We start from the raw sequence: 26,751 nt of genomic DNA on the forward strand, positions 1-26,751 counted from the left end.
TATTCTTAAATATAACAATATGCCTAAAGTCACTATTATACAATTGTTTTTTCTAAAGGAGGTGAGAGAATTGGTTACTGCTCTTTGGACGCTTTCACTCATATTATTGGGTTTGGCTTTCTTCAGCGGGGTACTTTATATTGTGAAAAGGAAAGCACCAAACAAAGATTTTTCGGCTGTAACGATAAGAGTAAACACGTGGTGGGGAATGTTTCTTGTTTTTTGCTTGGCTACCTTGTTTAACCCCGTGGTTTCTTTACTCTCATTAATGGTTTTATGTTTTTTTGGGTTAAAAGAATATTTTTCAATGATGAAAACGAGGAAAGCGGATCGACGCTTATTTCTTTGGTCTTATCTAATGATTCCTTTGCAGTTTTATTGGATTTATATTGGCTGGTATGGCATGTTTATTGTTTTTATTCCAGTATATGTGTTTTTGTTTATGCCGCTGCCAAGATTATTAGGAAAAGGAACAAGCGGATTTCTGCGGTCTGTAAGTTCTACACAATGGGGATTAATGCTGATGGTATTCGGGCTAAGTCATTTAGCCTACTATCAATTTGCTACACCTGAATATGGGGCAAACCTTGTCTTATTCCTAGTTGTTCTAACCCAAATAAATGATGTCGTTCACTATGTCATATCCATTTATTTTGGGAAAAGAAGGGTCGTTCCTTCGGCCAATCCCATTATTACATGGGAAGGGTTCATTTGTGCTGCTATCGTAACGACAATCGTTTCTTATATTATATATCCGTATTTAACCCCATTAAATGTAACGTTTGGGATTTGGTCAGGTTTACTGATAAGCTTCAGCGGTTTTTTTGGAAGCTTAACAGTTTCTGTCTTAAAACGGGATTTATTAATAGGTGATAATGAGAAGTTCAATACATTGAAGAAGAGTTATTTAAATCGAGTTGATAGCTTAACATACACCTCACCGATATTTTTTCATGTGATACGATACTTTTTTGACTTTATGTAATACACCACATTGCTAATGCCATGCGGTTATAACCCTGTCACCTTCTTCTATATCCGGAAATCGCAGTTCTTACTAAGGTGTAAGCTCTGCATTAAAGTCCGATAGAAAGGCACTATTGGACAAAACCTAGTTTAATCACAATGGAAACTGTCCCATAGGAAGGCGCTATCGGACAAAACTCACTTACCACTGAATTATTGGAGAAAAATAGAATAAATTTTTAGAGGGTAGCTTAGTGACCGATAACCTATCGAAATAGGAGTTAATATTACAACTTATAGATGAAATATAATGATCTGATCCTTCTTTCAAAAAGAAACTTCGAATATGTTCACATAAGCTTGGAACATTGTATAGAAAGAAAAACCTAAGTTTCAATTTCATTAGGAAGTTGATTTTCACTTCCAAGAAGTCTGTCTTAAAAAGAAGCGGGCTGACGATTTGAGTCAGCCCTTCTATCTATTCCTTATAACGTAAGTACTGATAATTATCGGTTGCAACAGTGTCAATGATATTCCCTTTCTCGTCCTTGTAAATCTCATATTCGCGGTAAACCTCAATGATATATCCATCTTCCTCTGTCCTATCAACCAGTCTTGTTTCGAGTGTAGGTATTTTTGGAGATTGCTTATCACTGTCTTCATTTGAAGCAGCCGCTGAAGCTGTTTCTTCAACTGGCAGCGGAGTGCTTGTAATCGCTTCTTCTTTTTCTGCGAAGCTAGCAGAATCAAAGTATCCAATAATGGCGATCGTTGCAACAATAATAAAGATAGGAGCAAATTTTTTCAAGGGGTGCTGCCTCCTAATTGGTTTTGTTATTACCATTGTATGTTTGTCCTTTTTAAGAATATGCATTTGTCTGGAGATATCTTGCTGGAAAAAAGATCGTTATCTTAATTCCGCACTTCTAACATCTAACATTGACCAGCATAGAAACTTTTTTGTACACTTAAAGAAGTTTTGAAAATAAGTTAAGGTGATCATAAATGAAAATATATATAAAAGGTATAGAGGACGAACGTTTCCATCGGCCGCTGCGCTTGATCGGGAATTTATTTTTTGAAGAAACTGAGCTTTGTTTTACAGAAGGTGAGGCAAAGCTTGAAGCTGAGTTTTCCTTTGTTGAGAGCCATGAAGGTGTTAGGATAACAGGCTTTTTACGTACGGAGGATGGTAAAGAATATACAGCCAGTAGAGAACAGCTTATTCCTGCTCAACTTGAAGAAAAGGAGCGGTTAAAGCTAGTAAAAAATACGCTATCCTATGTGTATTTAACCATTCTGCAGGATTATACCGGAATCGTTCAAAAATGGGGGATCCTTACTGGAGTCCGTCCTACAAAGCTTTATCATAAAAAACGTCAGGAAGGCATGTCAGAGCAAGCGATTCATCAAATGTTTAAAGCTGAATATTTGCTATCAGACGAAAAAATCCAACTGATGAAGCAAATCGTAGAACGTCAATTGGAAGTCGTTCCTGACCTTGACTCTCTTTCTAATGAAGTCAGCATCTATATTGGTATTCCGTTTTGCCCAACAAAATGTGCATACTGTACGTTCCCGGCATATGCAATAAACGGCCGTCAAGGCTCTGTTACTTCATTCCTGGGCGGTCTGCATTATGAAATGAAGGAAATCGGTCTCTGGCTTAAGAAAAAAGGTATAAAGATTACAACCGTATATTATGGCGGCGGAACTCCTACAAGTATTACAGCAGAAGAAATGGATATGCTTTATGAAGAAATGGTCGAATCGTTCCCAGATGTTGAAAGCATTCGAGAAATTACGGTTGAGGCAGGAAGACCTGATACTATTACAAAGGAAAAACTGGATGTTTTAAACAAATGGAATATTGACCGTATCAGTATAAATCCGCAATCCTATATCCAGGATACATTAAAGGCGATTGGCCGCCATCATACTGTTGAAGAAACCATCGAAAAGTTCCATTTAGCGAGAAGCATGGGAATGAATAATATTAATATGGATTTGATTATTGGGCTTCCAGGTGAAGGTGTGAATGAATTTGATTATACTTTAGCAGAATCTGCTAAGCTTATGCCAGAGTCATTAACGGTTCATACCTTATCCTTTAAACGTGCTTCTGAAATGACGAAAAACAAACATAAATATAAGGTGGCCAGCCGCGATGAAATTAGCACGATGATGGACCATGCGGTAACATGGACGAAGGAGCATGGCTATGCACCGTACTATTTATATCGGCAAAAAAACATCCTAGGAAATTTGGAAAATGTTGGTTATTCCTTAAAGGGACAGGACAGTATATATAATATTATGATTATGGAAGAGCAGCAGACGATTATTGGAATTGGCTGCGGTGCTTCAAGTAAATTTGTTCATCCTGAAACAAAGAAAATCACTCACTTTGCGAATCCGAAAGATCCAAAATCATATAATGATGGATTTAAGCATTATACAGAAGAGAAAATTTCCATTTTGGAAGAATTATTTGCAAAGTAAGATTATTTTCAATAAAAGGCCATCTTACAAAAATAATATCAGCATAATAGGCAGTGGGTACTGAAATAGTGACTCACTGTTTTTTTCTATTTATTTTTATTCGAAAAAGCAGGAATAAAGGAGTGATATTCCGAAATGGTATTCTAATATAAAGCTATGTTAATGTTCATTGTTGTTTATTTCTGCTATGTTGAGTGAAGTGGAAGGTTTAAGCCTCCTGGGTCACCAATGGAAAGCGAGTGCTTGGAGCGGGGAATCAACAGGCATATTTACCAGAGCTAATATAAAGTATAGGGGTGGATGGGATGGATTTCAAAACGGTTGAATTTGTGAAGGATGGAAAAACGGCTTCTCTTTATTTAAACAGAGTGGATTCCTTAAATGCAATGGATGTGCAGATGATCAAAGAATTGTCAGAAGGGTTAGAGGAAATAGCAGCATCTGATGTCAAACTGTTGTTTATCTCTGGAAGAGGCCGCGCCTTTTCAGCCGGAGGAGACCTAAAAACAATGCTATCAAGCACAAATGATGAAGAATTTCAGCCTGTCATGAACGATATAAAAAAGATGATCATGACCCTTTACACGATGCCTGCTGTTACTGTGAGTCTATTAAATGGTGCTGCTGCGGGTTTAGGACTTAGCTTTGCATTAGCTTGCGACTATGTCATGGCAGAAAAAAATGCAAAGACAGCGATGAATTTTATTAATATAGGACTTATTCCCGACGGCGGGGGCCATTTCTTCTTAAAAAATCGACTTGGTGAGAATGCAGCTAAACAGTTGATTTGGGAAGGAAAATCAATGACTGCAGTTGAAGCTTTACAGGCAGGAGTGATTGATGCGGTGTATGAGGGTGATACAGAAGAGCAGCTTGAACTAATAAAGCTCAAAATGGGAGCAAGGCCATTAAAAGCCATGATCGCATCAAAAGCGATTTTTAGCAAACAAGCGCTACCTCTATTAATTGATACACTTAATCAGGAAGCGAAAAAACAGCTTGAGATGAGATGTACAGACGATCATCGTGAAGGGGTTCAGGCTTTTTTAGAGAAACGAGTGCCGCAATTTAACGAAAATTAAAGAATGTAAAAAGGCTGAAGCAGATTCAGCCTTTTTTATCCCAACTAAACGGGCAGTAACTGTTAAAATAGAAGCAATGAGAAACTGCCCGTAAAGCTCCGATAAGTCTCGCTTTAATCAAACATAACGTGCATTAAAACCATTACTGAAGGCAGTTGATTTTACCGTCCAAACAATAAGAGCTTTCCAGCCGCCGAAGTGCAGCGGTGCGTTTTTACTACCCAATTATTTTCTTCAAGCTTACGCTGACCGATTTGTTTTGCTTCTTGCTCAGATTGAGCTTCAAAACTTTCGTCACAGAGCTTTTCCCCATTTTTCTCGAAAACTGTTAAATAGTAAAGGGCCATTCTCCCATTCCTCCCTAGCAAGAAAACATTATTATTATATAATTCTTACTTTTCCTTCGTTTTCCTGCATGGGAGATTGAAACCTTTACCAAAGTCACTCGTATAAATAGTTACAAAGGAGGAGAGCGTATGGGTCTGTATATAGATCATGTAACAAAACGGTTCGGTTCACATACTGCAGTTGATCAGCTATCGCTTGCGATTCCAGAAAGGGAGATTTTTGGTTTTCTTGGGGCGAACGGTGCCGGGAAAACGACAACCTTTCGTATGGCTTTGGGATTATTAACCCCATCTGAAGGATCAATTACATGGAATGGTAAAAAAATTTCCTATGAAGAAAGTGACCAAATTGGATACTTACCTGAAGAGAGAGGTTTATATCCTAAGCTGAAAGTAAAAGATCAGCTCATTTATTTAGGCAGATTAAAAGGAATGTCCAAGAATGAAGCATTAACGGAAATGGAACGTTGGCTTGAGCGGTTTAAAGTTCCTGATTATGCAAATAAAAAGGTCGAGGAGCTATCAAAAGGAAATCAACAAAAAATTCAATTTATTGCTGCTGTTTTACATAAACCAAAGCTTCTTATTTTAGACGAACCTTTTAGTGGGTTGGACCCAGTAAATGTTGAGTTATTAAAGAAATCAGTAGTTGAGTTAAAAGAATCTGGTACGTCAATTGTGTTTGCGAGCCATCGTATGGAGCATGTTGAAGAGCTTTGCCAGCATTTATGTATCATGCATCATGGAAAGCCTGTTGTTCATGGTTCACTCCGTGAGATTAAACGATCATTTGGAAAGAAGAATGTGTTTGTACAAGGTGATTTTGATATGGGCTTCTTAAAGGAAACAACAGGGGTGACAAAGTTCAAAAAAACTTCTGAAGGTGCCGAGCTTCAAGTTGAACATAAGGAGATCTCACAGCATATTTTTCAGAAACTCCAAAACAAAGGGTTCGTTCGAAAGTTTGCACTTGAAGAACCATCGTTACATGATATTTTTGTAGAGAAGGTAGGTGCTTCCTATGAATAAGTTTTGGATTATGGTTGCACACACGTATTTTAGGAAAATTAAAACAAAATCTTTCATTATTACAACTTTACTGACGGTCCTTATACTTTACGGCTTATCGAATATCACGACTATTATTGATACATTCTCGAAGGACGATGGCCCAAAAACCTTTGCAGTTCTTGATCAAACAGAAAATTTGTATCCAGTGTTTGAAAGGAATTTAGATTCAAGTAAAGTACCGATTGAGGTGGAAAAGTCTACAGCCTCAGAATCCGAGCTGAAAAAGCAAGTAATAGAAGAGGAGCTGGATGGCTTTATTATTTTAGCTCTTGATGGAAACCAGTTCCCAACAGCAACAGTCAAAACGTTATCAATAACAAATCAAGAGGTCTTTACTCAAATTGAGCAGGTCCTCCAGCAAACAAAGCTTGGAATTGGCAAAGAGCGGCTTGGGATTGAGTCTAACGAGTTAACTCAATTATTTCAGCCTGTTGAAGTGAATAAAGTTGCTCTAGAAAATAATGCGAAATCAGAAGAGGAATTAAATCAAGCGAGAGGGCTTGTCTATGTTTTGCTGTTTGTAATCTATTTCTCTGTTATCTTTTATGCCAGTATGATTGCAACTGAAGTAGCAACAGAGAAATCATCTCGTGTAATGGAAATCCTAATATCCAGTGTATCTCCAGTAAAGCAAATGTTTGCAAAATTAATTGGGATTGGATTGGTTAGCATCACACAAATGGTTATTATTCTTGTTGGCGGCTATTTATCGGTTCGGTCCCAATTTGAAAATTTAAATACGTTAACAGGGGGATTTTTAGGTTTTACTGAGCTTCCGCTTTCAACGTTTATTTATGCAGGAATTTACTTCCTATTAGGATACTTCTTATTTGCAACACTCGCTGCCTTTCTTGGATCGCTTGTCAGCAGAATTGAAGATGCTCAGCAATTAATCTCACCAATGATTTTCTTAATTATTGGAGCCTTTATGATCGCGATGTTTGGATTATCAAACCCGGATACTACTTTTATTACCATCAGTTCTTACATTCCGTTTTTTACACCAATGATTATGTTTTTGCGTGTAGGAATGTTAAATATACCATCTTGGGAAATCGGATTATCAATTGCACTTCTGTTAGCTTCCATTACCTTGCTGGCTATCTTTGGCGCCCGTGTGTACAAAGGAGGCGTTCTTATTTATGGAAAATCTTCGTCCTTTAAAGATTTGAAAAGGGCTTTAATGATGTCTAAGGATAAGTAGTCAGCATTTACTTAAATAAAGGAGATCCTAATGAACCTACATTAGGATCCTTTATTATTGCCAGAATTTATTTCTTAGTTTTCCTGTTTGAAAGCTTATTTTAATGCTAGTTATTTTCACTTGTCTTCGTTAAAAAATATGCAGTAATCCATGATGTAATTGGAATTATCAGAGCTATACCTATTCCGGCACAAAATATCGTGATCATTTCCGCACTAAATACTTTTGAATTTACGATATCTCCTATCGAATAGGATAAATCCTTAAACCAGATAAGCAGTCCGAGATAGCCTCCAAAGAACGCAAAAAATAATGTATTCGTATTGGTTCCTAATATATCCTTTCCAATGCTAATTCCAAATTTGTATAGCTCTTTCCTGCTTATTTGTGGATTATGATTCAATATCTCGCGCATGGGTGAGGCAATGGAAATTGCTACATCCGTAATCGCCCCTATTGTACTCATAATCACCACGGCTGCTCCAATTTTAGCAAAATCCACACCGATATATAGGGAGAAAGCGCTAAGTTCCTCTGTTTCTTCCTCACCAAACCCCTGAATCATTGCATTTTCTGTCACAAAAAGAATAAAAAACAGTAATATAACAATTGTGATAATAGTAGAAAAGAATGCTGTTGCTGTTTTACGGTTCGCCCCATTTATAAAAAAGAGAGTAATACAACTAATCAAAACAGATGCAATCACAGTTAAGAGAATTGGATTGACGTGTGGATCTGTCATAAAAAGAATCGTAAGAAACAATACAGCAAAATTAAAGAAAAGGGCAATAAATGATCTTGCCCCTTTTTCTCCGCCAATGAGGATCATTAATAGCAATAAAATAGCTGCTAGCAATACTAATACATTCATGATCTTGCCCTCTTTCGATTAATGAAAAAAATAGACATATAGAGACCGATTGGAATCGTCAGCACAATCCCAATCCCGCCAGCTAGGGCTCGAGCCAATTCCAATGAAAGGTTCATAGAAAGTGTAAATCCCAATGGAGAAGAGTTTTTTAAATACAAGATCAGCATTGGAATGGAACCACTAATATAAGCAAAAAACAAAATATTCGTCATAGTCCCCATAATATCCTTTCCAATGTCCATTCCTGACTTTTTAAGTGCTTTTACAGGTATATTGTTATTCTTTTCGTACAACCCGAATATAGAAGAAGACATGGTAATCGCTACATCCATTACGGCCCCTAACGATCCAACCAATACCCCCGACATAAGCACCAATTGAGGAGGGCGAGTCAGAAATTGCATTTCTTCATAATGAAGACCGTTTTCTAACGTTAGCTTCATAACAAGAAACGTAATTAGCAGAGATATAAACGTTCCTAAAAGAGTCGCAATAATTGCGGCATACGTTTTCCCATTAAAGCCGTTAACAAGCAACAAAGAAATTATTGTAAATAAAACCACACTAATACCGCATATCCATAACAAACTCATGGTTGATGCAGTCATATAAACATCTAACGCAAAAGATAACAAAGCACCATTGACCGCTAAGCTGATAATCGAAAAAAGCCCTTGCTTTTTTCCAACAATCAGTAAAGTAAAAATAAAAATCCATGCGATCATCAAAACATGTTTATCCCGCTTTACATCTTTTATAGTGCCAGTTAAATCCGAATTTTCTTTTGGTTTCTTATCAATTGAAATAATTAAATCATCTCCGACATGGTATTCCTGATCATAAGCTCCAGATGATGAAAACTCATTAGTTAAATGGATAAGCTTCCCTTTCTTTTCTCCATTTTTTATTTGTGCGATTAAATGCTGAACGTATAGACGATCCTCATTATTATGTATATCCATTATTTCAGTTGAATTTTCCATGCTGGTTTTGATGACTTCGGCTATTGGACGTTTGTAGAATGAATAATTGTTGTTAACAAAAATAACTGAAACGGCAAAACAAAGTCCTATTATGGTGTACAGAAATATTTGTTTGTAAGTTGTTTTTTTTAGTTTCTTTAAGATAATATTCAAAAAAAATCCTCCAATTATTGGGATTGATTATTAATTTGGAAAATTGGTGGTTTTATGGACATAATTGAAATTTACATATTTTAAAAAAGTGCATTGATCTTTGCAAGAGCGTATCTATAGCAAAGGATTCTCCCTAAATGGCTGTATTTAGTTAACAATGGACATAGGATAACAGGAATGTTTTTAAACAGTCAAGATTTAGTCAAAAGACAGATCATCTTATCATAAATTTCTTCGAAGCAAAATAAGAAATTTTTGAAATAATTCGATAGAGACATTTTCCAAAACAAGGATAACGTTTTATACTTGTTTTGACTGGTCAAGGCGCTTTTGTTTTGTGATAGTGTTTTTGATAAATAATTGAGCCACCTCCAAATGTTTCTCCATATTTTCATAAAAACGTTTGGAGGTTTTTTAGCGTTTTCGTTTTACTTAAAATAAGTAAAGGTTTTTGAAGGATAGTTGTTTTAGGGGGAAGGTATATGCAAATGTTAAAAAAACTAAGCAATCGATGCTGGTATCAAACACCTGTTTCAGAAACAGATAGACCTATTCTAGGAGTTGTTATTGGTGATAATAGATCATTAATGATTGATGCTGGAAATTCAGAAGCACATGCGAGCTATTTTCTTGATGAGCTTAAAGAAAATGGCATTCTTATTCCCAGCATAGTTGTGCTTACACATTGGCACTGGGATCATATCTTTGGTTTGTCTGCTTTGAATATGCTTTCAGTTGCTTCCATACAAACGAAAGCTGAAATGGAAAAGCTTGTTTCCTATGAGTGGACAGATGCTGCTTTAGAAGAACGAGTGGAATCTGGAGTGGAGATTGAATTTTGTGCCAATGCAATCAAAGAGGAATTTGGAAGTAATAGAAATATTAGCATATCCTTACCGGATTTAACCTTTGAACAAAGACTGGAGCTTGATTTGGGAGGAGTATCTTGCCTTCTGCAGCATGTAGGTGGCGATCATTCTCCAGACTCAATTGTCGTTTATATTAAAGAAGAAAAAATACTATTTCTCGGTGATTCTATTTATGCAGATATTTATTCAAATAAACGGAATTATACGACAAAACATACGATTCAATTATTAGATTTGATCGATCAATTTGATGCTGAAATTTATGTTCTTTCACATTGGAAACCAATTTCAAAGGATGAGTATCAGCAAGAAGCCATACTATTGAGGACTGTAGCTGCATTGACAGAGCAACTGGATGGAAGCATTGAAGATATTAAGGAAGCTTATCAATTGCACATAAATAGGGATCTGAATGAAGAAGAGCTTGAAACGATTGAATACTTTGTGAATGGGTTCGGGAAAAAATAATTAGCTTTCTGGTCAAATTATTTAGAGAATCTCAAGGAACTTAAAAAGAATAGCAGCTGCAAATAAGAAAAGCGAATCTTTGTTTTTTTAGTTGGAGGAACCGCAAAGTTAATTTATAAGGGGCTTTAAAGGCTAGCTTAAGAAATGTTACAATCGCGCAATTGATCAGGCAATAATATTGCCATTAAAAGAAGGAAATAACTTTGAATGAAAGCAGTATTACACGAATGTAATGCTGCTTTTTTATTTATTAGGTGATTCAGCACGAAAATATTTGGGAATTCTAATTTATGAATTTTCTCATTCGGTATAAAAGGTAACGGAGGTAGTCCGATGTCTATAAAAAAGAAATTACCTTTAATTTTTTCAACACTTGTTCTTTGTATTTTAATTGCAAACAATACCCTCCATTATATACGCTCCAAAAATAACTTAATATCATCGAATGAAAGGGAAATTTCATTGATCGTTCAGCAGCTTTCCTATCTGGTTGAGACTGCAAAAGAAGGTTCTCTCTATGTAGAAAACATTATCGGCAGGGAACTGAGAACTGCTTCAATTGCGATCAGAAATTCACTCCCATCCACCCATCAGGACGTTTCCAATGACAGGTTAAAAGAGCTTGCAACGGAGCTTATGGTATCACATATAACTCTTTTAACGAAGACAGAAACTGATATTGTCGGAATTAAATCTTCAGATCCATATGAAATCAATATGTCTACTAAGGGGTGGGGATACTGGTATACAGCATTTCAGCAGCTTTTTTCCGAACAACCGGTTAACGTTGGGAAAGGGCAAACCTTGCCAAATTATTGGTCAGGTCCAATTGAAGTTGCCTCCAGTAATCCTGATCACACAGATAAATGGGGTTATTATTATGATGGAAAGGCAAATTATATTATCAATCCTTATTTAAGAGATAACGAAGTCTTAGAATATGAGAAACGGTTTGGACCAGGAAATGTCATGGAAGAGGTAACGAAAAATCTTGAAGGAGTACTTGAATTAACCGTTTTTAATCCAAAAAACTTTGGAAAAGAAAAAGAAGTTGTTCATTTAAACGGAAATAGCTATATTCGTATTTCAGCACAGCCCATTTGGTATGGGACATATCTATTTACAAATAAAGAAAAAGACGCAAATTATATTCAAGCTGCAGTAAAATCAGGAAAAGATAAAAGGTATAATCAAGTATTAAAAAATAAACATGTCATCAAAACCTTTGTCCCCGTTGATCTAAATTCAAAGGAACCATATGTCATTGGTATAACCTATGATTATGATCTAATCCAAAAGCAATTAAACAGGGAATTGATCGATTATCTTTTATCATCACTTGTTTTTATGATTCTTGTTATTCTAATAAGTTTGGTCTTTTCAAAATCAATTACTAATCCTATAGCTATGATTGCCGACCATGTAAATATGATTGCACAAGGACATTTTAACAACAGGATAAGCCTGAATCGAAAGGATGAACTTGGCCATTTGGCAACAAATATAAATTCATTATCAAATGATTTAAAAACCTACACTGATGACCTTAAGAAAAGTCAGGAGGTTATTAAATACCAGGCATATCATGATCCATTAACAACTTTGCCTAATCGCAGGTTTGTTCAAGAAAAGCTGGCAGAAATGATTCATAAGGCCAATTTGATGAATGGGATCGTTGGTGTGATTTTTATGGATATCGATCGTTTTAAACATATTAATGATTCAATGGGTCATAAATCAGGTGATCTGTTATTAAAACTTATTTCTGAACGTATAACGAATTGTTTACCAGAGGGCATTAGCTTTGTTGCAAGACAGGGTGGTGATGAATTTATTATTTTGCTTGAGGATACAAACGAACAAATGGTGTGTCATTTTGCTTTTACAATTGTCGATCAACTCAAACAGCCTTTTGAATTAAACGATAGGGAGATATATATTGGCGCAAGCTGCGGAATAAGCTTTTATCCCGCCCATACAAACGATATAGACAAGCTTATTGTGAATGCTGATCAAGCGATGTATAAGGCAAAAAAGCAAGGAGGAAATAAAGTAGTCATTTATGATCCGAATGAAGGAAATACAAATAAGGAAAGGCTGCATATTGAAGCACGTCTTAGAAAAGCAATTCAAGATCAAAACATTGAAGTGTACTATCAACCAAAGGTACAGGGAGATACAGGGGAAATTATCGGTGCTGAAGCACTCGCAAGGTGGAAAGACCATGACCATCAGTATGTTTTACCTTCAGTCTTCATCCCAATTGCTGAAGAATCAGGCCTTATTCAATCTTTGTTTGAATTAGTCTTAAGGAAATCGATGTCCAGAATGATGGAGTGGAATAAAAATTTTCTAGAAAGAATGAGTATTTCCGTAAATGTTTCAGCTCAGCAGTTTACAGAACCCTCTAAGTTTATAAAGAGTATAAAGCTTGCTTTAAGCGATTTATGTTTTCCCCCTGAGCTTTTAGAAATTGAAATTACTGAGGGTACCTTGCTGAAGAATCTTAAAGAGACGAAAGCTGCTCTTGAAGAAATAAGTCAATTGGGGGTAACCATTTCTATTGATGATTTTGGTACCGGCTATTCATCGTTAAGCTACTTAAGCAATTTACCGATTAACAGCCTTAAAATAGATAAGTCATTCATTAAAGAAATGGATGAAAATGGTTCTAATACTGAAATTCCAGAGGGGATTATTCACTTAGCAAGGAGTCTAAGATTAGACATTATTGCAGAAGGAGTTGAAAAAGAGCATCAAAAGGAATATCTACTGAATAATGGATGTCAGGTTATGCAGGGGTATTACTTTTATATGCCTTTATGTGAGACCGAATTTGCACGTATAGTTGCTTCAAGATAAAGTAGGGGCTGGCCTTATTGAGGCTGCCCCTATTATTATATGTTGGGAACGTGCATTCGCATTCTAACAATGGTAAAATAAAGTAAGATTTTCATCATTAAGATGGTTACAGGTAGAACAGGTCCAAATATAAAGGTGGAACAAATATATGAGGAAATCAATTCGATTTATCCATGCTGCAGATTTACATATTGATAGCCCGTTTGTAGGCTTAAAGCATTTGCCTTCAGAGCTATTTGAAAAAATAAAGGAAAGCACGTTTCTAGCTTTTTCGAAGTTAATTTCAAGCGCGATAAAAGAACAGGTTGATTTCGTCCTTTTATCAGGTGATTTATACGATGGTGAGGAGAGAAGTCTAAAGGCACAGCTAAGGCTGAAAAAGGAATTTGAACGGTTGGCAGAAGCTGGTATAGAAGTATACGTTATTCATGGCAATCATGATCATATGGGAGGAAATTGGCTGGATCTTGAGTGGCCCGGCAATGTCCATGTTTTCTCATGCAAGCAGGTTGAAATGAAGGTATTTTCAAAAGGCGAGGTCCCATATGCCTATATATATGGATATAGCTATCCTTCCCGTTCTGTCATGGAAAATATGACGGCGCACTATCAGAAAAAAGATAATCATTCTGTTTTTCACATTGGAATGCTCCATGGCTCAATAGAAGGAAATAAGGAGCATGAAGTGTATTGCCCGTTCAAAATCAGTGATTTACTCAGCAAGGATTTTGATTATTGGGCATTAGGACATATTCATAAGCGTCAAATTCTCCATGAACGAAATCCATTCATTGCGTATCCAGGAAATATTCAAGGAAGGCATCGTAAGGAGTCAGGAGAAAAAGGGTTTTATTTAGTTGATATGCATGAAGAGGATGCGAATATAGAGTTCATTTCCGCAGAGGAAGTGATCTGGGAAGTTGTTGAACTCTCAATTGCCAGCCTTACTAGTTTTTCAGAATTAATAAGAACGTGTCAAAATGTAAATGAACAATTTCGCAAAAATCAACGCTCAGTTTGTTTAACGATAACATTAAGAGGAGCTGGTGAATTATCCCGCTCCCTACAATCAAAAGAAACGATTGACGATTTAATAGATGCTCTTAATGAAGAGGAAGCTGAATATGACCCTTTTGTATGGGTAGTCAAAATCGTTAATCAAACAACTGATTTGATTGAAAAAAGTCCAAAGCTTTCTTCCTTTTTCAATGATTTGCATATGACAGTTGAAAACTATCAGTCTTTTGATGAGGTTATTCAGCCGCTCGCACAGCATCCAATCTACCGAAAATATATTGCCGCGTTTACTCTGGAGGAACAAAAACAGTTATTAGCAGAAGCAGAGCAGCTTATACATAAAGAATTACTCGCGCAAAGTGAGGTGAAGAAGGCTTGAAGATTGAAGAACTAATGATATATGGTTATGGAAAGTTTGAGAATCAAAGAATTATATTAGAGGATCCAGAGCTTCAGGTCATTTATGGTGAAAACGAAGCAGGGAAATCAACGATTATGTCCTTTATTCATAGCATTCTATTTGGATTCCCTTCAAAACTGCAAACCGAAAATCGTTATGAACCAAAAAATGGCGCTGCATATGGTGGTTACTTGATTGTAAATTCATTAGACAATATCCGATTAAAAATAGAAAGACGCCCTGGAAAATCTGGTGGGGAACTAAAAATTAAATCTGAACAGGGGGATATTTTAAATGAAGAGCATTTACAAACATTACTAGGCGGGATCGACAGAGAGACGTATAAGTCCATTTTCTCGTTTGATATACACGGGCTTCAACAGGTTCAAAAACTAAATTCAGATCAAATTGGAAAGTTTTTGTTTCTATCAAGCATTTATGGAGCGGATGCCCTATTTGCAGTTGAACATTCCCTTATCAGGCAACAAGACACGCTCTATAAGCCTAGCGGAAAAAGACCGTTACTTAATGAGACCCTTTCAAAACTAAAAGAGAGCAATAGCCAATTGCTGGAGGCAAAACGAAAAAATAATGAGTACCAACATTTATTAGATGAAAAAGATTCTATAGAAAAACAGCTCGATTCATTAGAAGCGGAAAAACAGCGATATGTAACAAGGCAAAGAGAGCTTGAAAAACTGCAATCAGTTCTCCCGATGATCAGGGAAAAAGATTGGTGCCTAGAACAATTAAGGCTGCTTCCTGATACAGAGGGTTTTCCAGAGGATGGGTTAAAAAAGCTGGATCATCTGTTATTGACTCTTCAGCCAATGGAAGCGCAGCTTCATTCCTTACAAAGTAAAATTCAGCAATATGAAGCTGAGGAGAAGGAGCTTATTGTTAATAAGACATTGCTGCAAATGCTCCCATCTATTCACTCTTTGCGGGAACAGCTTCCATTATATAAGGAAAAAAACAAAAAAAGACATCAGAAGGAACAAAGTCTTGAACAGCTGCAAAATGAATTAGCTCTTTACAAACAGAGGTTATACCCCCATCTTCAAGATGAAGAGATGATAAAGATTCCTGCAACAGTCCCGATAAAAGAGGCAATCAAAAAGATAATAACTGAGGACCAGCACTTAAGACAGCGGAAGGAAATGTTAGACAGACAATTTGATCAAGCCAAGACGTCATTGGAAGAATCTGAATGGAATCTGAGCGAATTCGAAAAGGATGTTTTACCTGATGAGAAAAGAACGTCATTAGAAAATGAAATTGCTAGAAAAGAAGCGGCGAATCCCTCCCATTTAAAAGCAGAGCATCAGCAAATTCTCTTAAAAATAATACAGAGAAAAGGTGACCATAGGCAAGAGAAAAAACAGCGCGGCATTCTGCTTGGCAGTTTGTCTATCCTATTATTAATAAGCGCCCTTTATTTTGTCACTCACCAAAACTGGATGGTCGTTAGTATCCTGATAGGCGGTATGATTATAGCATGCCTGCAATTAAAGCGGATTCTGAAAAAAGAGGATCCTTTGATCATTCATTTAAGGGAGAGACAGCAGGAGCTTGAAAGGGATTTATCATCACTTGAGGAAAGAGATGGAGACAATCAATCTTTGTCCCAAATGATGAATTTACTTGAAAAGGATAATAAACTAAAGCAGGCTATTCATCATGAGGAGCTTTTACATAAACAGCATGAAAGAACCTATGATCGTGTTTTAAAGCTTTATGAGGAATGGGAAAAAGATCAATTTCAACATTCAGAGAGAATTGCTCAATTAGTGCATCAGTTAAAACTAGAGAAACATACATCAGCAGAGGCTTTGTTAGAAGCATTTGAACTTTTGCAGCATATTCAACTGCTGCTGCTAAAAAAACAACAGGTTCTCTCAGAGCTTAAAGGAATAAAGGAAGAGTTAGAACAATTTGAACAAATAGTAGCAGAAGCACAGGAAGTTTGTGGCATTAAACAATCTGAGATTGAGGAAGCAGTATATGAGTTAATGAACCTTTCCAGCAAAGAAGCTGATAAAAATAAGAAGCGAATGAAAGTGAAGGATCGTATATCAGAAACAATTGAAGCGATGAACACACTATCAGAAAAGGTGAGCTTTTTGAGGCAGGAAAAGGAGACGTTAATCACAAAAGTTGGCGTGGCTGATGAGGAAGAATTCCGTAAGCTTGCCAAATGCCACCTTGAAAGAGAAGAAATAAATAAGAAACTGCTTTGGATTGAAAAACAGCTGAAAACAGACAAGCAGATTGATTTTGAGACAATTCAGATGGATGAATACGAGGATCCTGATGGAAAATTATTTGAGTTAGAAAAAATGATAGAAGCTGTTGTAAAAAATGAAAAGGCCGCACAGCAAAAATACTCCAATGTAATCATTAAGCTTAAGGAAATGGAACAAAGCGGTATGTATTCACACCTCCGCCATGCATTTGAAAATGAGAAGGCTATCGTAAGGGAGTTTGCTGAACAGTGGGTGATTCGGGCCCTGGCAAAGGATTTATTAAACCAAACAGTAGAACGGCATCGGAAAACGAAGCTTCCGTCATTAATCACCTATATTGAAGCCTATTTTAAGAAACTCACATCGAATAAATATCGGCATGTGTTTTTACCTGAAAATAAGCAATCGTTTATTGTTGAGCGCAAAGATGGAATAAGCTTTTATGCGGAAGAACTTAGCCAAGCAACTGCCGAACAACTGTATCTATCGATTCGCTTAGCATTGATAAAAGCAATCAATGAACAAATCCGATTACCCATTATGATTGATGACAGCTTTGTACATTTTGATCATCAACGAACAGCTAATAGCGTAAAGCTTTTACAGGAGCTTAAGCAGGAAAACCAAGTCATTTACTTTACCTGTCATCAGCATATGGCGAAATCAGCTTTGTTCCATCATGTTATCAATCTGTCAGAGATACATGCCGGATAAGGAAAGATTTATGTGATTTAAAGCTGTAAATTGATTCCTATGCTATACTAAATCATACACAAGTAATAATTTAAAAAGTCTCTTTTTTAAAAAGATTTTTGTTTCTTTAAAAGCTGTCATGCACATAGTTGATTTTTCCACTATAATGATTGGAGCTTAAGGAGTGAGGTTCCTGTGGGAGTAACGAGACAGGGGAGAGACCTGAGCAAGTCAAGGAGGCTCTCGTGGCCACCTGCCTTAGGAAGAGAGTGCTTGCAACGGAAATCAACAGGCAAATTAAAGCGGGACGTCATACAAAACATGGTTAATTATATGCCTTCATTGGGTAATTCCTTAATAGTCTCACTTTTATTCAAGAGAACACGTAAATGAATAATTAAGCTTGCGAAAAACAGCCTTTAAGAAAAAAGATATGCATTTGGCAAAGGCTGATTTGCCGGAAATGCCAAAATCGCGTTAATGATAAAAAGAACTGTACTAAAAGAGAAATTGTTAAAACTGAGAGGAGCTTTGATTATGGCTAAAGGAATACTCTATTATGATGTTGGGGAGCAAGTGGATGTACATCTGCTTATTAAGTCAGCTACAAAGGGGATTGCCAGCAACGGAAAGGCATTCCTGACCCTTATTTTACAGGATACATCTGGTGAAATTGAAGCAAAGCTTTGGGACGCTACAGCAGAAGATGAGGCCGCCTATGCTCCCCAAAGCATTGTGAAAATCTACGGAGATATCCATCATTATCGTGGCCGAAATCAATTAAAGATTCGCAACATTCGTCCTAAGCATGAGGAAGAAACTGTTAATATCTCTGACTTTTTAGAAACGGCTCCAGTCCCTAAGGATGTCATGAACGATAAAATAACACAATATATTTTTGAAATGAAAAATCCTAAAATTCAACGGATTACACGCTATCTCTTAAAAAAGCATGGAACAGCATTTATGGAATATCCGGCTGCAACAAAAAATCATCATGAATTTGTCTCTGGTTTAGCATACCATGTTGTCTCAATGCTTGATTTAGCCAAATCTATTGCTTCTTTATATCCAAGTCTGGATACTGATTTGCTTTATTCAGGTGTCATCCTTCATGACTTAGGTAAGGTAATTGAACTTTCTGGTCCCATTAGCACAACGTACACGGTAGAAGGGAATTTATTAGGTCATATTTCGATCATGGTAAATGAAATTGCAAAAGCTGCTGAGCATTTGCAAATTGAAGGAGAAGAAGTAATTGTCCTTCAGCATTTAGTGTTGAGTCACCATGGCAAGGCAGAATGGGGAAGTCCGAAGCCGCCAATGATTAAGGAGGCGGAAATTCTCCATTATATCGATAACCTTGATGCAAAGATGAACATGCTTGATCGCGCCCTTGAAAGAGTAAAGCCAGGTGAATATACAGAGAGAGTATTTGCATTAGATAATCGATCGTTTTACAAGCCAACCTTTCATAAATAATTAATTGACACATCTATAGTTGGAATAACAATTGCTTCCCCTGCATAAGTTTTAATAAAAGGGCTTGTCATATCATTTATACAAGTAATAAAAGGGGGAGCATATATGCTTTTATTGCCATGGTGGATATATGTATGTATTATCGGGATCCTTATTAGTGGTTATATGGCGTTTAAAACTGCTCGGGAAGATAAACAGATTGATCATGAGTTTATCGAGAAGGAAGGGCAAGTATTTATTGAGAGAATCGAACAAGAGCGCCAAAAAAAACGAGAAACATTGGAACAACAAGTTCAAAATGATCAAACTGCGATCTAAACTGTTTAATGCAAAAAAGAGGCTGAATTCAGCCTCTTTTTTATTACTTTTCTTCAGTATTAGCTTCATTTTCTGTATCTGTTTCAGATTCTGCTGTTTTTTCCTTAAATAAATCCTTAAATTCATCATCTTTCACTTCAACATTTGCATCCTTAATCGCTTTATCTAACGCAGATTGGACTGTGTCAGGTTGCTGGATTTTTTGGCTGCGTACATCTTCCGTTAAGGATTCCTTCATTTCATCAAAAGGTTTTACAGTTTGGGTAACCTTAATTATATGATAACCGTAATCTGTTTTGATTGGTTCACTTACTTGTCCTTCCTTTAGCTTAAAGGCTGCATCTTCAAATTCCTTCACCATTTGACCCTTGCCGAACCAGCCTAATTCTCCGCCATTTTGAGCTGAGCCTGTATCTGTTGAATATTCTTTTGCAAGGTCTTCAAATTTATCGCCTTTTGCAAGCTTATCTTTCACTTCTTTTGCCTTTGCCTCATCTTCTACCAAGATGTGGCTGGCTTTCACTTTGCCCTTAAGCGTATCGTAGTATGCCTTTAAATCCCCATCTGTCACTTTTACTTCCGCTTCAGCTGCTTTTTTTCTAAGTAAGTCAACTTTGAGAATTTGTTTAACAACATCTTCTCCTTGCATTTCAACCATACTTGTAAATTGAGCGCCTAATTGCGCTTTATATTTATCAAACTCAGCTTGAACTTCCTTATCGGAAACTTTATATTTTTCGCTTAACACCTTTTCATGAACAAGCTCTGTTAGAACATCTTCACCAAATCGTTCCTTCATTGCTTCGTAAAATTCTTCTTTTGTAATATTACCTGCTTTCGTCTCTACAACAGCCTCTGAATTTCCGTTGTTGCAAGCGCTTAAAGCAAAGAGGCTTGTTGCTGCTGCTAGTGCAATTGCTACCTTTTTCATCTTTTGATACAACTCCTAGTCATGATATTTAGATTGTATTCCATTAGAAAAACCTGGCTAAGTGCCAAGTGCAAATGGCGAAAGACGTTTTTAATCTTATACTGCCTCAGATGTAGAATCGCAACCTTCCAAGATAGTACAAGAAATACTATACCATAATGTGACAAATTCAAAAAGTTTTTTCAAGGTTATTCAACATTTTTAGACGTTACTTTCCGAGAGCAGGGCTGAACCAGCAAAATGAATTTAAAAGGAACTGGGCAAACGTCCAAACAAATAGGAACATTTATCATAGGATATTTTGAAAAGATAAAGGAGGTAGTGGATATGGGTAAAGGATATTCTAACAACTTTGCTTTGATTGTCGTATTATTCATTTTGCTAATTATTATTGGGGCTTCTTATCTTTATTAAAAGAGGACCGGAAAAAAGATAATTTTCTCATAAATGTGGCAGTTGCCTATTCAAATATAGGCTTTTCAGCATAGGATACCGTAAGCATATTGAAAGGGGGTGTCATAATGAGCGGAGGATACGCAGGCGGATTCGCTTTGATCGTTGTATTGTTCATTTTGTTAATCATTGTTGGTGCAGCATGGTTATAAGATGAGAAATGGGGCTGTCTCACACAAAGGGGCAGTCCCACAACATATATAGGGATTTTAAAATTCCTTATATCATGTTTGCTTAAGGATGCAGACCCTTTTGGAAACAGCCGATCATTAATTAAGCTTTATATTGCCATATTAACTCATCTAGCCAGGCACTTAGGTAAACAAGATTTCTATGTATGAAGAAATTAACAAAATTGTAATAAGAACATTTATTGTTCTAAATACCTTTGTTTGGCGGTCTTCAGGAATCTCACGTACTAAGCATAAAGCATTTGTAAGCTTGTTTATATAAAACAAGATAAAGACTGCAAACAAAATGAAGAAAATTAACATTTGAGATCCCCCTTCCCTCACTATACATATTAGATTACCAAACTATTTATGAAAAAGATAGCTTTGAATCTCGGTAAAATGATGAAAATGTAAAAAAGTTACAAATATATCCAACCGTTATAATCAATTAATAACGAGTAAGATGTTAATTTTTTGTAAATCAAAGACAGTATAATAAAAAGAACAACAGATTGCATCAAATGACTATAAATCTAACTGTTTACGAAAAATGTAAAAATATGCTTTCGTTTTTCTATTGTAGCTTTCTAATTAACAGGAAATACTATACAATAAAGGTCAAGAATTGTGATTAGAAAGAAGGTAAGGCATGGATTCATTAGAAAAGCGTTTGGAGACCTTGGAATATTATCAAACGTTGTTATTGCAAATGGTTGAAACCAACCGATTTCCTTTTTATCGCTTAGTCATGGAAAGAGGATTAACGAGAGGGGAAATAGAGGAACTATATAAAATATGTGATGAGCTTGCTTTTCACCATGAGGAACAAAAAGCGCAAGGATTAGTGATCTTTACAGATCTCCTTACGCAGTTTGCAGGTCAGTTGAATGAAAAGCTTGAAATTGGCGAAACCGTTCAAGCTATGTCAAAACAGGGCTTGTATCGCTCTTTAATGAATGAATTTCTTGCCCTCATGTGAATGATGCATGTATATAATGTCAGCTCGAGGATAATAATTGTTCCGTCTTACGTTCTTTTTTTGTAAGGGTTCCATTTTCCTCATAAAATGAATCCTCAATATTATTAAAGGAGCGTTCAAAAATCTCCATAAAATCATCACCATAAATATTGCGGATGATGCACATCATTTCAATCATTTCAGGAAATTTCCCGTACAAATTTTGAAGCGGGAGAGCTCCTTTAAATACAGAGTTCCTATCCGGACTAAAATCCTCTAAAAGCTGTGCAAGAACTTCCTCACCTTGTTTAGTAAGCTTAATATACGTATTTCGCTTATCATTAACTTTTTTAGAAAACTCTAAATAGCCTCTTTCCTCAAGCTTTTTCGAAAAATTAAATGCAGTAGATACGTGCATCACTCCGAATTTAGCAATCTCTGAAATGGAAGCTCCATTTAAATGGTCAGCAATCCAAAGAATATGGTGCTCATTGATATTTAAATCATAGGGCTTGATCCACTGCTGCCAATCTTTTTCGATCGTTTTCCATAAAGCTTTACTAAGCTGCGCAACGCGTTGACTAAATAATAAGGCTTCTTTTATTGTATATTCCTTTTCATTATGCTTCATCACCGGTCACCCCTGTTCTTCCCAAAATGTATTATTCTCTATTATGCCAATAAAATAAAGATTAATAAAGATGTAAATTTACGAAATTTTTAAATATTTTCATAATTCCTTATATATCAAGACTTTACGGCATAAAAAAAGTGTGTTAGCAAATTTTGTCTTACACACTTTTTACTTGAAAACAAAAATATTTAGGTGAACAAATGTTAAACCAAGCTAGGGATAAATTTTATTAATAGACAAGGGATTAGCTAATAAAATGAGTCTTTATGCGGTTTTGAAGCAGAGGCTCTTGTCCTATGCTTGTAACGTTTGTTCAAGTTGCTTTATTTTTTGTTCTACTTCCTCTATTTCCTTTTGCAGATCTTTTTTATGTGGTTCGATTTCTTGCTGAAATTGATTAATGGTTCTTTTTAGATCATTGGAAACATCTTTTATGACAACAGAGCTTTCTTTAGCTGTTATCATCACTTGATTTTTTAAAGCAATACTCTCGGACTTCAGCTGATCTAATGTTTCCTGAAGCTTATGACGGTTAAGGTTCAGCTGGCCGCGAAGCTCCTTTCCAGACGAGGGAGCCGTCAGTAACGTAGCAATTCCTCCAATAATGCCGCCAACAACTAAACCGCATAATAATGATTTGTTATTTGACATTTTCAGCACTCCAATCATGACTTGTATATGTAAATTTTCTCCATTAATAAAAAACATCCTTCTTACCAAAGTACCCAAATCTTTCCTCATTAAACATTATACATAGAATAAACGGACCTGGCATAGTTATTTATATAAGAGTTAAGGGCTTGGTTTATTTCGCAGGGTATTATTAATGGACATGTTTAGGTTTTTAAAAAGGGGTCTGTTAAACTAGCTTTTCTTTTTCAGCTTCAGTGTGTTCGAATCAGTGTGTGGTAATTAGAACTAATACTTAGATTATTGCGGGGAGTAACAGGACAGGGAAGATTCGCTCAGGAGGCTCCAGGACTGCCTTTTTAAGATAATTGCAGCACGGAAAACAACAGACTAGTTATTGGTCAGCAACTTAGAAAAAAGCATAAAAATTTAAAGGGGGATGAGTATGGCAGGTGTGATCTTTTTATTTTTTTTAATTAGTTTATTACTATTTATTGGAGCTTTTCATTTTTTGAAACTTCTCCAGCAATCAGCATCTTATCCGCCTAAAAAGATTGTCAAACAAAAAGTAACTGTTCTTGCTTCAGGAGGGGCAGTAGCATTGTTTATTGGCGTGATCCTGCTTTATTTTCAATAATGTTTGGCAGCAAATAAGTCTTTGAGAGTTCTTGAAACTAAAACTGATATTAAAATTTATGGGTTACTTATAACGTCAGCTTGTGGCTTGTGAAATCAGTGAAGCAGAGTAAAAGTCCGTCATATGAGCCATATGTGAAAGACAGTACCGTGCTGGGGAGCGAAGGAAAAGTCCGTCATACGAGCTATGTATGACGGACAGAACCGGCCTGGAAGAGAATAAAGGTCCATCCTTTCGTCTCTGTCAGAACAAATCCTGTTGGCAAAAAAGCATAAAAAGAAAACCCGATCACAGAATGGATCGGGTTACAGTTCTTATGCAGTTGTGATTAAATTTGAGCGTTTAAAAATAGCTTGAACAATTGGCAGAATAATGATCATAGCTGCTCCATTAAATAATGTTGCTGGCAAAACAACAGTTAAGAACAGGGTGGTAAATGCTGCGCCACCTGGTAAACCAACAATAACAAGTGCGGCAGACAAGAAAATTGTTCCTGAAACAATTGTTCCGATTACAGTTAACACCGTAGCCGTTACTACTTTTTGCGCTATTTTCTTTACTGCTAACAATAAACCGAAGAACACAAACGCTGTAATGAATTTGTCTACAAGATTTGGAAGTTGACCGCCTGGAAACGATGTTGTCAAAGCGGACAAAATTCCTGTCACAATGCTAAGTAATGTGACATTTTTTAAACTAGGAAATAAAAGGATTCCAATAAACATCATAATCAGCATCATATCCGGTTTCATCCCTTGGTAAAAAGGCGGAATCACCATATGAAGCACGGCTCCAATTGCTGCAAATAAAGAAAGGATAACTAACACTCTTGTATTCATTTCTCAACTCTCCTCTTCTAAACTATGAACTAGTTTCTCCCCAATAGTGAACTATTTTCCTAATGCGGGAGAAGTTAGTCATATTATAGCAGTAAAATGTCAGGACGTACAGAATTTTTCGCCATGTAAAAAGGGAAAAGGGCTGACTCTTAAGGTTTATGTCAGCCCTTTTAGAAAAATAATCATTGATGTTGATTCTTAAATTCAGTCATGAATTCAGCTAGTGCAATACATGCTTCTTTAGGAACTGCGTTGTAAGTAGAAGCTCTGCAGCCGCCCACTGAGCGATGGCCTGCAAGACCAATAAAGTTGCGTTCTTTTGCTAATTGAAGGAATTCCTTCGTTAACTCTTCGTTAGGAAGAGTGAAGGTAATATTCATTAAAGAACGGCTGTCCTTAGTAGCATGTGCTTTATAAAACCCTTCGCTTTCATCAATAGCGGCATAAATATAGCCTGCTTTTTCTTCGTTAATTTTTTGAATGTTTTTCACGCCTCCTTGCTCTTTAACCCACTCTAATACTAGAGAAAGCATATAGATTGCAAAAGTTGGCGGTGTGTTATATAAAGAGTTATTTTTCGCATGTGTTGAGTAATTTAAAATGGTAGGGACATTCGTACGTGCTGTTTCCAAAAAGTCTTTTTTCACGATAACGACTGTTACACCTGAAGGACCAAGATTTTTTTGTGCCCCTGCATAAATAAGTGAGAATTTCTCCACATCGATTTCTTTGCATAAAATATCGCTGGACATATCAGCAATTAATGGAATCGGACTAGTCGGATAGTCTTGCCATTGAGTACCGAAAATGGTGTTGTTAGATGTGATGTGCAAATAAGCTCCATCTTCAATCCCAGCTAAAGAATAGTCCTTAGGAATATGGGAATAGTTCTCATCTTTGCTTGAAGCTAAGATGCGAGTTTCTCCCAAAAGCTGTGCTTCTTTTAGTGCTTTTTCAGACCATGCCCCAGACATAATAAAATGAGCTGTTTTATTCTCATGGAGAAAATTCATTGGAATCATTGAAAACTGCAGGCTGGCCCCGCCTTGTAAAAATAGGACTTCATATGTGTCAGGAATTCCTAAAAGCTCCCTTAATAAAGTATTTGCTCGGTTGTGTACTTCCTCGTAATCTTTACTGCGATGGCTAAGCTCCATTACAGACATTCCTGTGTTTTGGAAATTAACTAATTCTTTTTGTGCACGTTCAAGCACAGGTAATGGAATCGCCGCTGGTCCTGCATTGAAATTATAAGCTCTCAACTGTTTTGCCTCCTTGGGTTGTACGTTAAATAATACTCATATCCTAACATGAAAATTGCAGGAAATATAGACTGAATATTTTCATCTTTGTGAAAGATAAAAAGGAAAACGTTATCAATTTTAAAAGGTAAAAACGAGAGGTTAGGCACAAAACGAAGAGTGATTTTATGTGGTAAAAAAAGGGTCTAAACAGACAGACCCTTTTAGGAAATACCCTCGTTAATCGTTGTTGCAATTTCTTGAAGCTGTTCAGGTGTATATTGGTCAGCATGAGTTTTCCAAACTGCACCAAACCCATCTCCTTGTCCGTATCTAGGAATGATGTGCATATGATAGTGGAAAACGGATTGACCGGCTTTTTCACCATTATTATTTAATAAATTCAACCCTTCAGGCTGGAATTGCTTTTTAATTGAATTTGCAATTTGCGGAACAACCTCGAATACTTTGCTTGCTATTTCAGGTGTCAGTTCATAAATATTTTCTTTATGTACCTTTGGTATAACCAATGTATGTCCTTTTGTTACTTGACTAATATCAAGAAATGCATATACATGCTCGTTTTCAAATACTTTTGCACTAGGAATTTCTCCGTTGACGATTCTGCAAAAAATACAATTACTCATGTCCTCACACACCTTCTTTTCATTTTTTTGCTCTGTTAAAACTTTATAGAGAGTGGGCAGTGAACTTCCTCGGC

26 protein-coding genes are annotated in these 26,751 nt (G+C 36.3%); 15 read left to right on the top strand and 11 right to left on the bottom strand.

Going from position 1 to position 26,751, the window contains the following annotated elements; all coding sequences use genetic code 11:
* Positions 1-70 precede the first annotated feature (70 nt).
* Positions 71-985: a phosphatidate cytidylyltransferase gene (locus WQ54_RS18680; RefSeq protein WP_046586206.1), complete on the top strand. Its 915-nt coding sequence runs from the start codon at positions 71-73 to the stop codon at positions 983-985.
* Between the two features lie 459 nt (positions 986-1,444).
* On the opposite strand, the gene WQ54_RS18685 is transcribed toward WQ54_RS18680, so the two are convergent.
* Positions 1,445-1,774 (bottom strand): hypothetical protein, encoded by a 330-nt coding sequence (locus WQ54_RS18685; protein ID WP_046586207.1) that lies wholly within the window; start codon positions 1,772-1,774, stop codon positions 1,445-1,447.
* A gap of 197 nt (positions 1,775-1,971) precedes the next feature.
* On the opposite strand from WQ54_RS18685, the gene WQ54_RS18690 reads away from it, so the two are divergent.
* Together WQ54_RS18690 and WQ54_RS18695 are read left to right on the top strand one after the other, a co-directional pair.
* Positions 1,972-3,468 (top strand): coproporphyrinogen III oxidase, encoded by a 1,497-nt coding sequence (locus WQ54_RS18690; protein ID WP_046586209.1) that lies wholly within the window; start codon positions 1,972-1,974, stop codon positions 3,466-3,468.
* A gap of 305 nt (positions 3,469-3,773) precedes the next feature.
* Positions 3,774-4,550, top strand: coding sequence for an enoyl-CoA hydratase (locus WQ54_RS18695; protein ID WP_046586210.1), 777 nt, complete (start codon positions 3,774-3,776; stop codon positions 4,548-4,550).
* A 161-nt stretch (positions 4,551-4,711) separates the two neighbouring features.
* On the opposite strand, the gene WQ54_RS18700 is transcribed toward WQ54_RS18695, so the two are convergent.
* A complete protein-coding gene (locus WQ54_RS18700; RefSeq protein ID WP_046586212.1) occupies positions 4,712-4,897 on the bottom strand; it encodes a YhzD family protein in 186 nt (61 codons plus the stop codon).
* A 129-nt stretch (positions 4,898-5,026) separates the two neighbouring features.
* On the opposite strand from WQ54_RS18700, the gene WQ54_RS18705 reads away from it, so the two are divergent.
* Together WQ54_RS18705 and WQ54_RS18710 are read left to right on the top strand one after the other, a co-directional pair.
* Positions 5,027-5,926: an ABC transporter ATP-binding protein gene (locus WQ54_RS18705; protein WP_046586215.1), complete on the top strand. Its 900-nt coding sequence runs from the start codon at positions 5,027-5,029 to the stop codon at positions 5,924-5,926.
* Positions 5,919-7,172, top strand: a complete 1,254-nt coding sequence (locus tag WQ54_RS18710) for an ABC transporter permease (protein ID WP_046586217.1) — start codon at positions 5,919-5,921, stop codon at positions 7,170-7,172. The genes WQ54_RS18705 and WQ54_RS18710 overlap by 8 nt, the downstream gene beginning before the upstream one ends.
* 106 nt (positions 7,173-7,278) lie before the next feature.
* On the opposite strand, the gene WQ54_RS18715 is transcribed toward WQ54_RS18710, so the two are convergent.
* Both WQ54_RS18715 and WQ54_RS18720 read right to left on the bottom strand, forming a co-directional pair.
* On the bottom strand, positions 7,279-8,043 hold the full coding sequence (locus WQ54_RS18715) for a YibE/F family protein (RefSeq protein ID WP_046586219.1): 765 nt from the start codon (positions 8,041-8,043) through the stop codon (positions 7,279-7,281).
* Complete coding sequence (locus WQ54_RS18720; protein WP_231597578.1) at positions 8,040-9,134, bottom strand: YibE/F family protein; 1,095 nt, start codon at positions 9,132-9,134, stop codon at positions 8,040-8,042. Before WQ54_RS18720 ends, WQ54_RS18715 begins: the two co-directional genes overlap by 4 nt.
* Before the next feature lie 527 nt (positions 9,135-9,661).
* Between WQ54_RS18720 and WQ54_RS18725 the strand changes: the two genes are divergently transcribed.
* From WQ54_RS18725 to WQ54_RS18755, 6 genes are all read left to right on the top strand, one after another.
* Positions 9,662-10,516: an MBL fold metallo-hydrolase gene (locus tag WQ54_RS18725; RefSeq protein WP_046586222.1), complete on the top strand. Its 855-nt coding sequence runs from the start codon at positions 9,662-9,664 to the stop codon at positions 10,514-10,516.
* Positions 10,517-10,849: 333 nt separating this feature from the next.
* Positions 10,850-13,378, top strand: a complete 2,529-nt coding sequence (locus tag WQ54_RS18735) for a bifunctional diguanylate cyclase/phosphodiesterase (protein ID WP_046586226.1) — start codon at positions 10,850-10,852, stop codon at positions 13,376-13,378.
* Between the two features lie 148 nt (positions 13,379-13,526).
* Positions 13,527-14,774, top strand: a complete 1,248-nt coding sequence (locus tag WQ54_RS18740) for a DNA repair exonuclease (RefSeq protein ID WP_046586228.1) — start codon at positions 13,527-13,529, stop codon at positions 14,772-14,774.
* On the top strand, positions 14,771-17,755 hold the full coding sequence (locus WQ54_RS18745) for an AAA family ATPase (RefSeq protein WP_046586230.1): 2,985 nt from the start codon (positions 14,771-14,773) through the stop codon (positions 17,753-17,755). Before WQ54_RS18740 ends, WQ54_RS18745 begins: the two co-directional genes overlap by 4 nt.
* 516 nt (positions 17,756-18,271) lie before the next feature.
* Positions 18,272-19,216 carry a 3'-5' exoribonuclease YhaM gene (gene yhaM / locus WQ54_RS18750; RefSeq protein WP_046586232.1) on the top strand — a complete coding sequence of 315 codons (945 nt, stop codon included), beginning with the start codon at positions 18,272-18,274 and terminating at the stop codon, positions 19,214-19,216.
* Positions 19,217-19,321: 105 nt separating this feature from the next.
* The gene (locus WQ54_RS18755) at positions 19,322-19,534 is read left to right on the top strand and encodes a sporulation YhaL family protein (protein WP_046586235.1); all 213 of its coding nucleotides are present in this window, start codon (positions 19,322-19,324) and stop codon (positions 19,532-19,534) included.
* Positions 19,535-19,577: 43 nt separating this feature from the next.
* On the opposite strand, the gene WQ54_RS18760 is transcribed toward WQ54_RS18755, so the two are convergent.
* On the bottom strand, positions 19,578-20,465 hold the full coding sequence (locus tag WQ54_RS18760; protein ID WP_046586236.1) for a peptidylprolyl isomerase: 888 nt from the start codon (positions 20,463-20,465) through the stop codon (positions 19,578-19,580).
* 327 nt (positions 20,466-20,792) lie between these two features.
* Between WQ54_RS18760 and WQ54_RS33785 the strand changes: the two genes are divergently transcribed.
* Positions 20,793-20,879, top strand: a complete 87-nt coding sequence (locus tag WQ54_RS33785; RefSeq protein ID WP_046586238.1) for a YjcZ family sporulation protein — start codon at positions 20,793-20,795, stop codon at positions 20,877-20,879.
* Between the two features lie 107 nt (positions 20,880-20,986).
* Complete coding sequence (locus WQ54_RS32875; RefSeq protein WP_084822163.1) at positions 20,987-21,070, top strand: YjcZ family sporulation protein; 84 nt, start codon at positions 20,987-20,989, stop codon at positions 21,068-21,070.
* 162 nt (positions 21,071-21,232) lie between these two features.
* Here the strand turns inward: WQ54_RS32875 and WQ54_RS18770 are convergent, their stop codons facing one another.
* Complete coding sequence (locus WQ54_RS18770; protein WP_046586239.1) at positions 21,233-21,412, bottom strand: hypothetical protein; 180 nt, start codon at positions 21,410-21,412, stop codon at positions 21,233-21,235.
* Positions 21,413-21,740: 328 nt separating this feature from the next.
* On the opposite strand from WQ54_RS18770, the gene WQ54_RS18775 reads away from it, so the two are divergent.
* A complete protein-coding gene (locus WQ54_RS18775) occupies positions 21,741-22,070 on the top strand; it encodes a DUF1878 family protein (protein WP_046586241.1) in 330 nt (109 codons plus the stop codon).
* A 19-nt stretch (positions 22,071-22,089) separates the two neighbouring features.
* On the opposite strand, the gene WQ54_RS18780 is transcribed toward WQ54_RS18775, so the two are convergent.
* Positions 22,090-22,680: an HTH-type transcriptional regulator Hpr gene (locus WQ54_RS18780; RefSeq protein WP_046586243.1), complete on the bottom strand. Its 591-nt coding sequence runs from the start codon at positions 22,678-22,680 to the stop codon at positions 22,090-22,092.
* Between the two features lie 297 nt (positions 22,681-22,977).
* A complete protein-coding gene (locus tag WQ54_RS18785) occupies positions 22,978-23,334 on the bottom strand; it encodes a YtxH domain-containing protein (RefSeq protein ID WP_046586328.1) in 357 nt (118 codons plus the stop codon).
* 424 nt (positions 23,335-23,758) lie between these two features.
* Here WQ54_RS18785 and WQ54_RS18790 point away from each other — a divergent pair, with 424 nt between their 5' ends.
* On the top strand, positions 23,759-23,950 hold the full coding sequence (locus WQ54_RS18790) for a hypothetical protein (protein WP_046586245.1): 192 nt from the start codon (positions 23,759-23,761) through the stop codon (positions 23,948-23,950).
* A 314-nt stretch (positions 23,951-24,264) separates the two neighbouring features.
* On the opposite strand, the gene WQ54_RS18795 is transcribed toward WQ54_RS18790, so the two are convergent.
* The 3 genes from WQ54_RS18795 to WQ54_RS18805 all read right to left on the bottom strand — a co-directional run bounded on the left by WQ54_RS18795 (position 24,265) and on the right by WQ54_RS18805 (position 26,677).
* The gene (locus WQ54_RS18795; protein WP_046586247.1) at positions 24,265-24,789 is read right to left on the bottom strand and encodes a tryptophan transporter; all 525 of its coding nucleotides are present in this window, start codon (positions 24,787-24,789) and stop codon (positions 24,265-24,267) included.
* Positions 24,790-24,971: 182 nt separating this feature from the next.
* Positions 24,972-26,051, bottom strand: a complete 1,080-nt coding sequence (serC, locus tag WQ54_RS18800; RefSeq protein WP_046586248.1) for a 3-phosphoserine/phosphohydroxythreonine transaminase — start codon at positions 26,049-26,051, stop codon at positions 24,972-24,974.
* Between the two features lie 203 nt (positions 26,052-26,254).
* Positions 26,255-26,677: an HIT family protein gene (locus tag WQ54_RS18805; RefSeq protein WP_046586249.1), complete on the bottom strand. Its 423-nt coding sequence runs from the start codon at positions 26,675-26,677 to the stop codon at positions 26,255-26,257.
* Positions 26,678-26,751 lie beyond the last annotated feature (74 nt).

This window comes from Bacillus sp. SA1-12, assembly GCF_000981385.1.
In the GTDB taxonomy this organism is placed as follows: domain Bacteria; phylum Bacillota; class Bacilli; order Bacillales; family Bacillaceae; genus Metabacillus.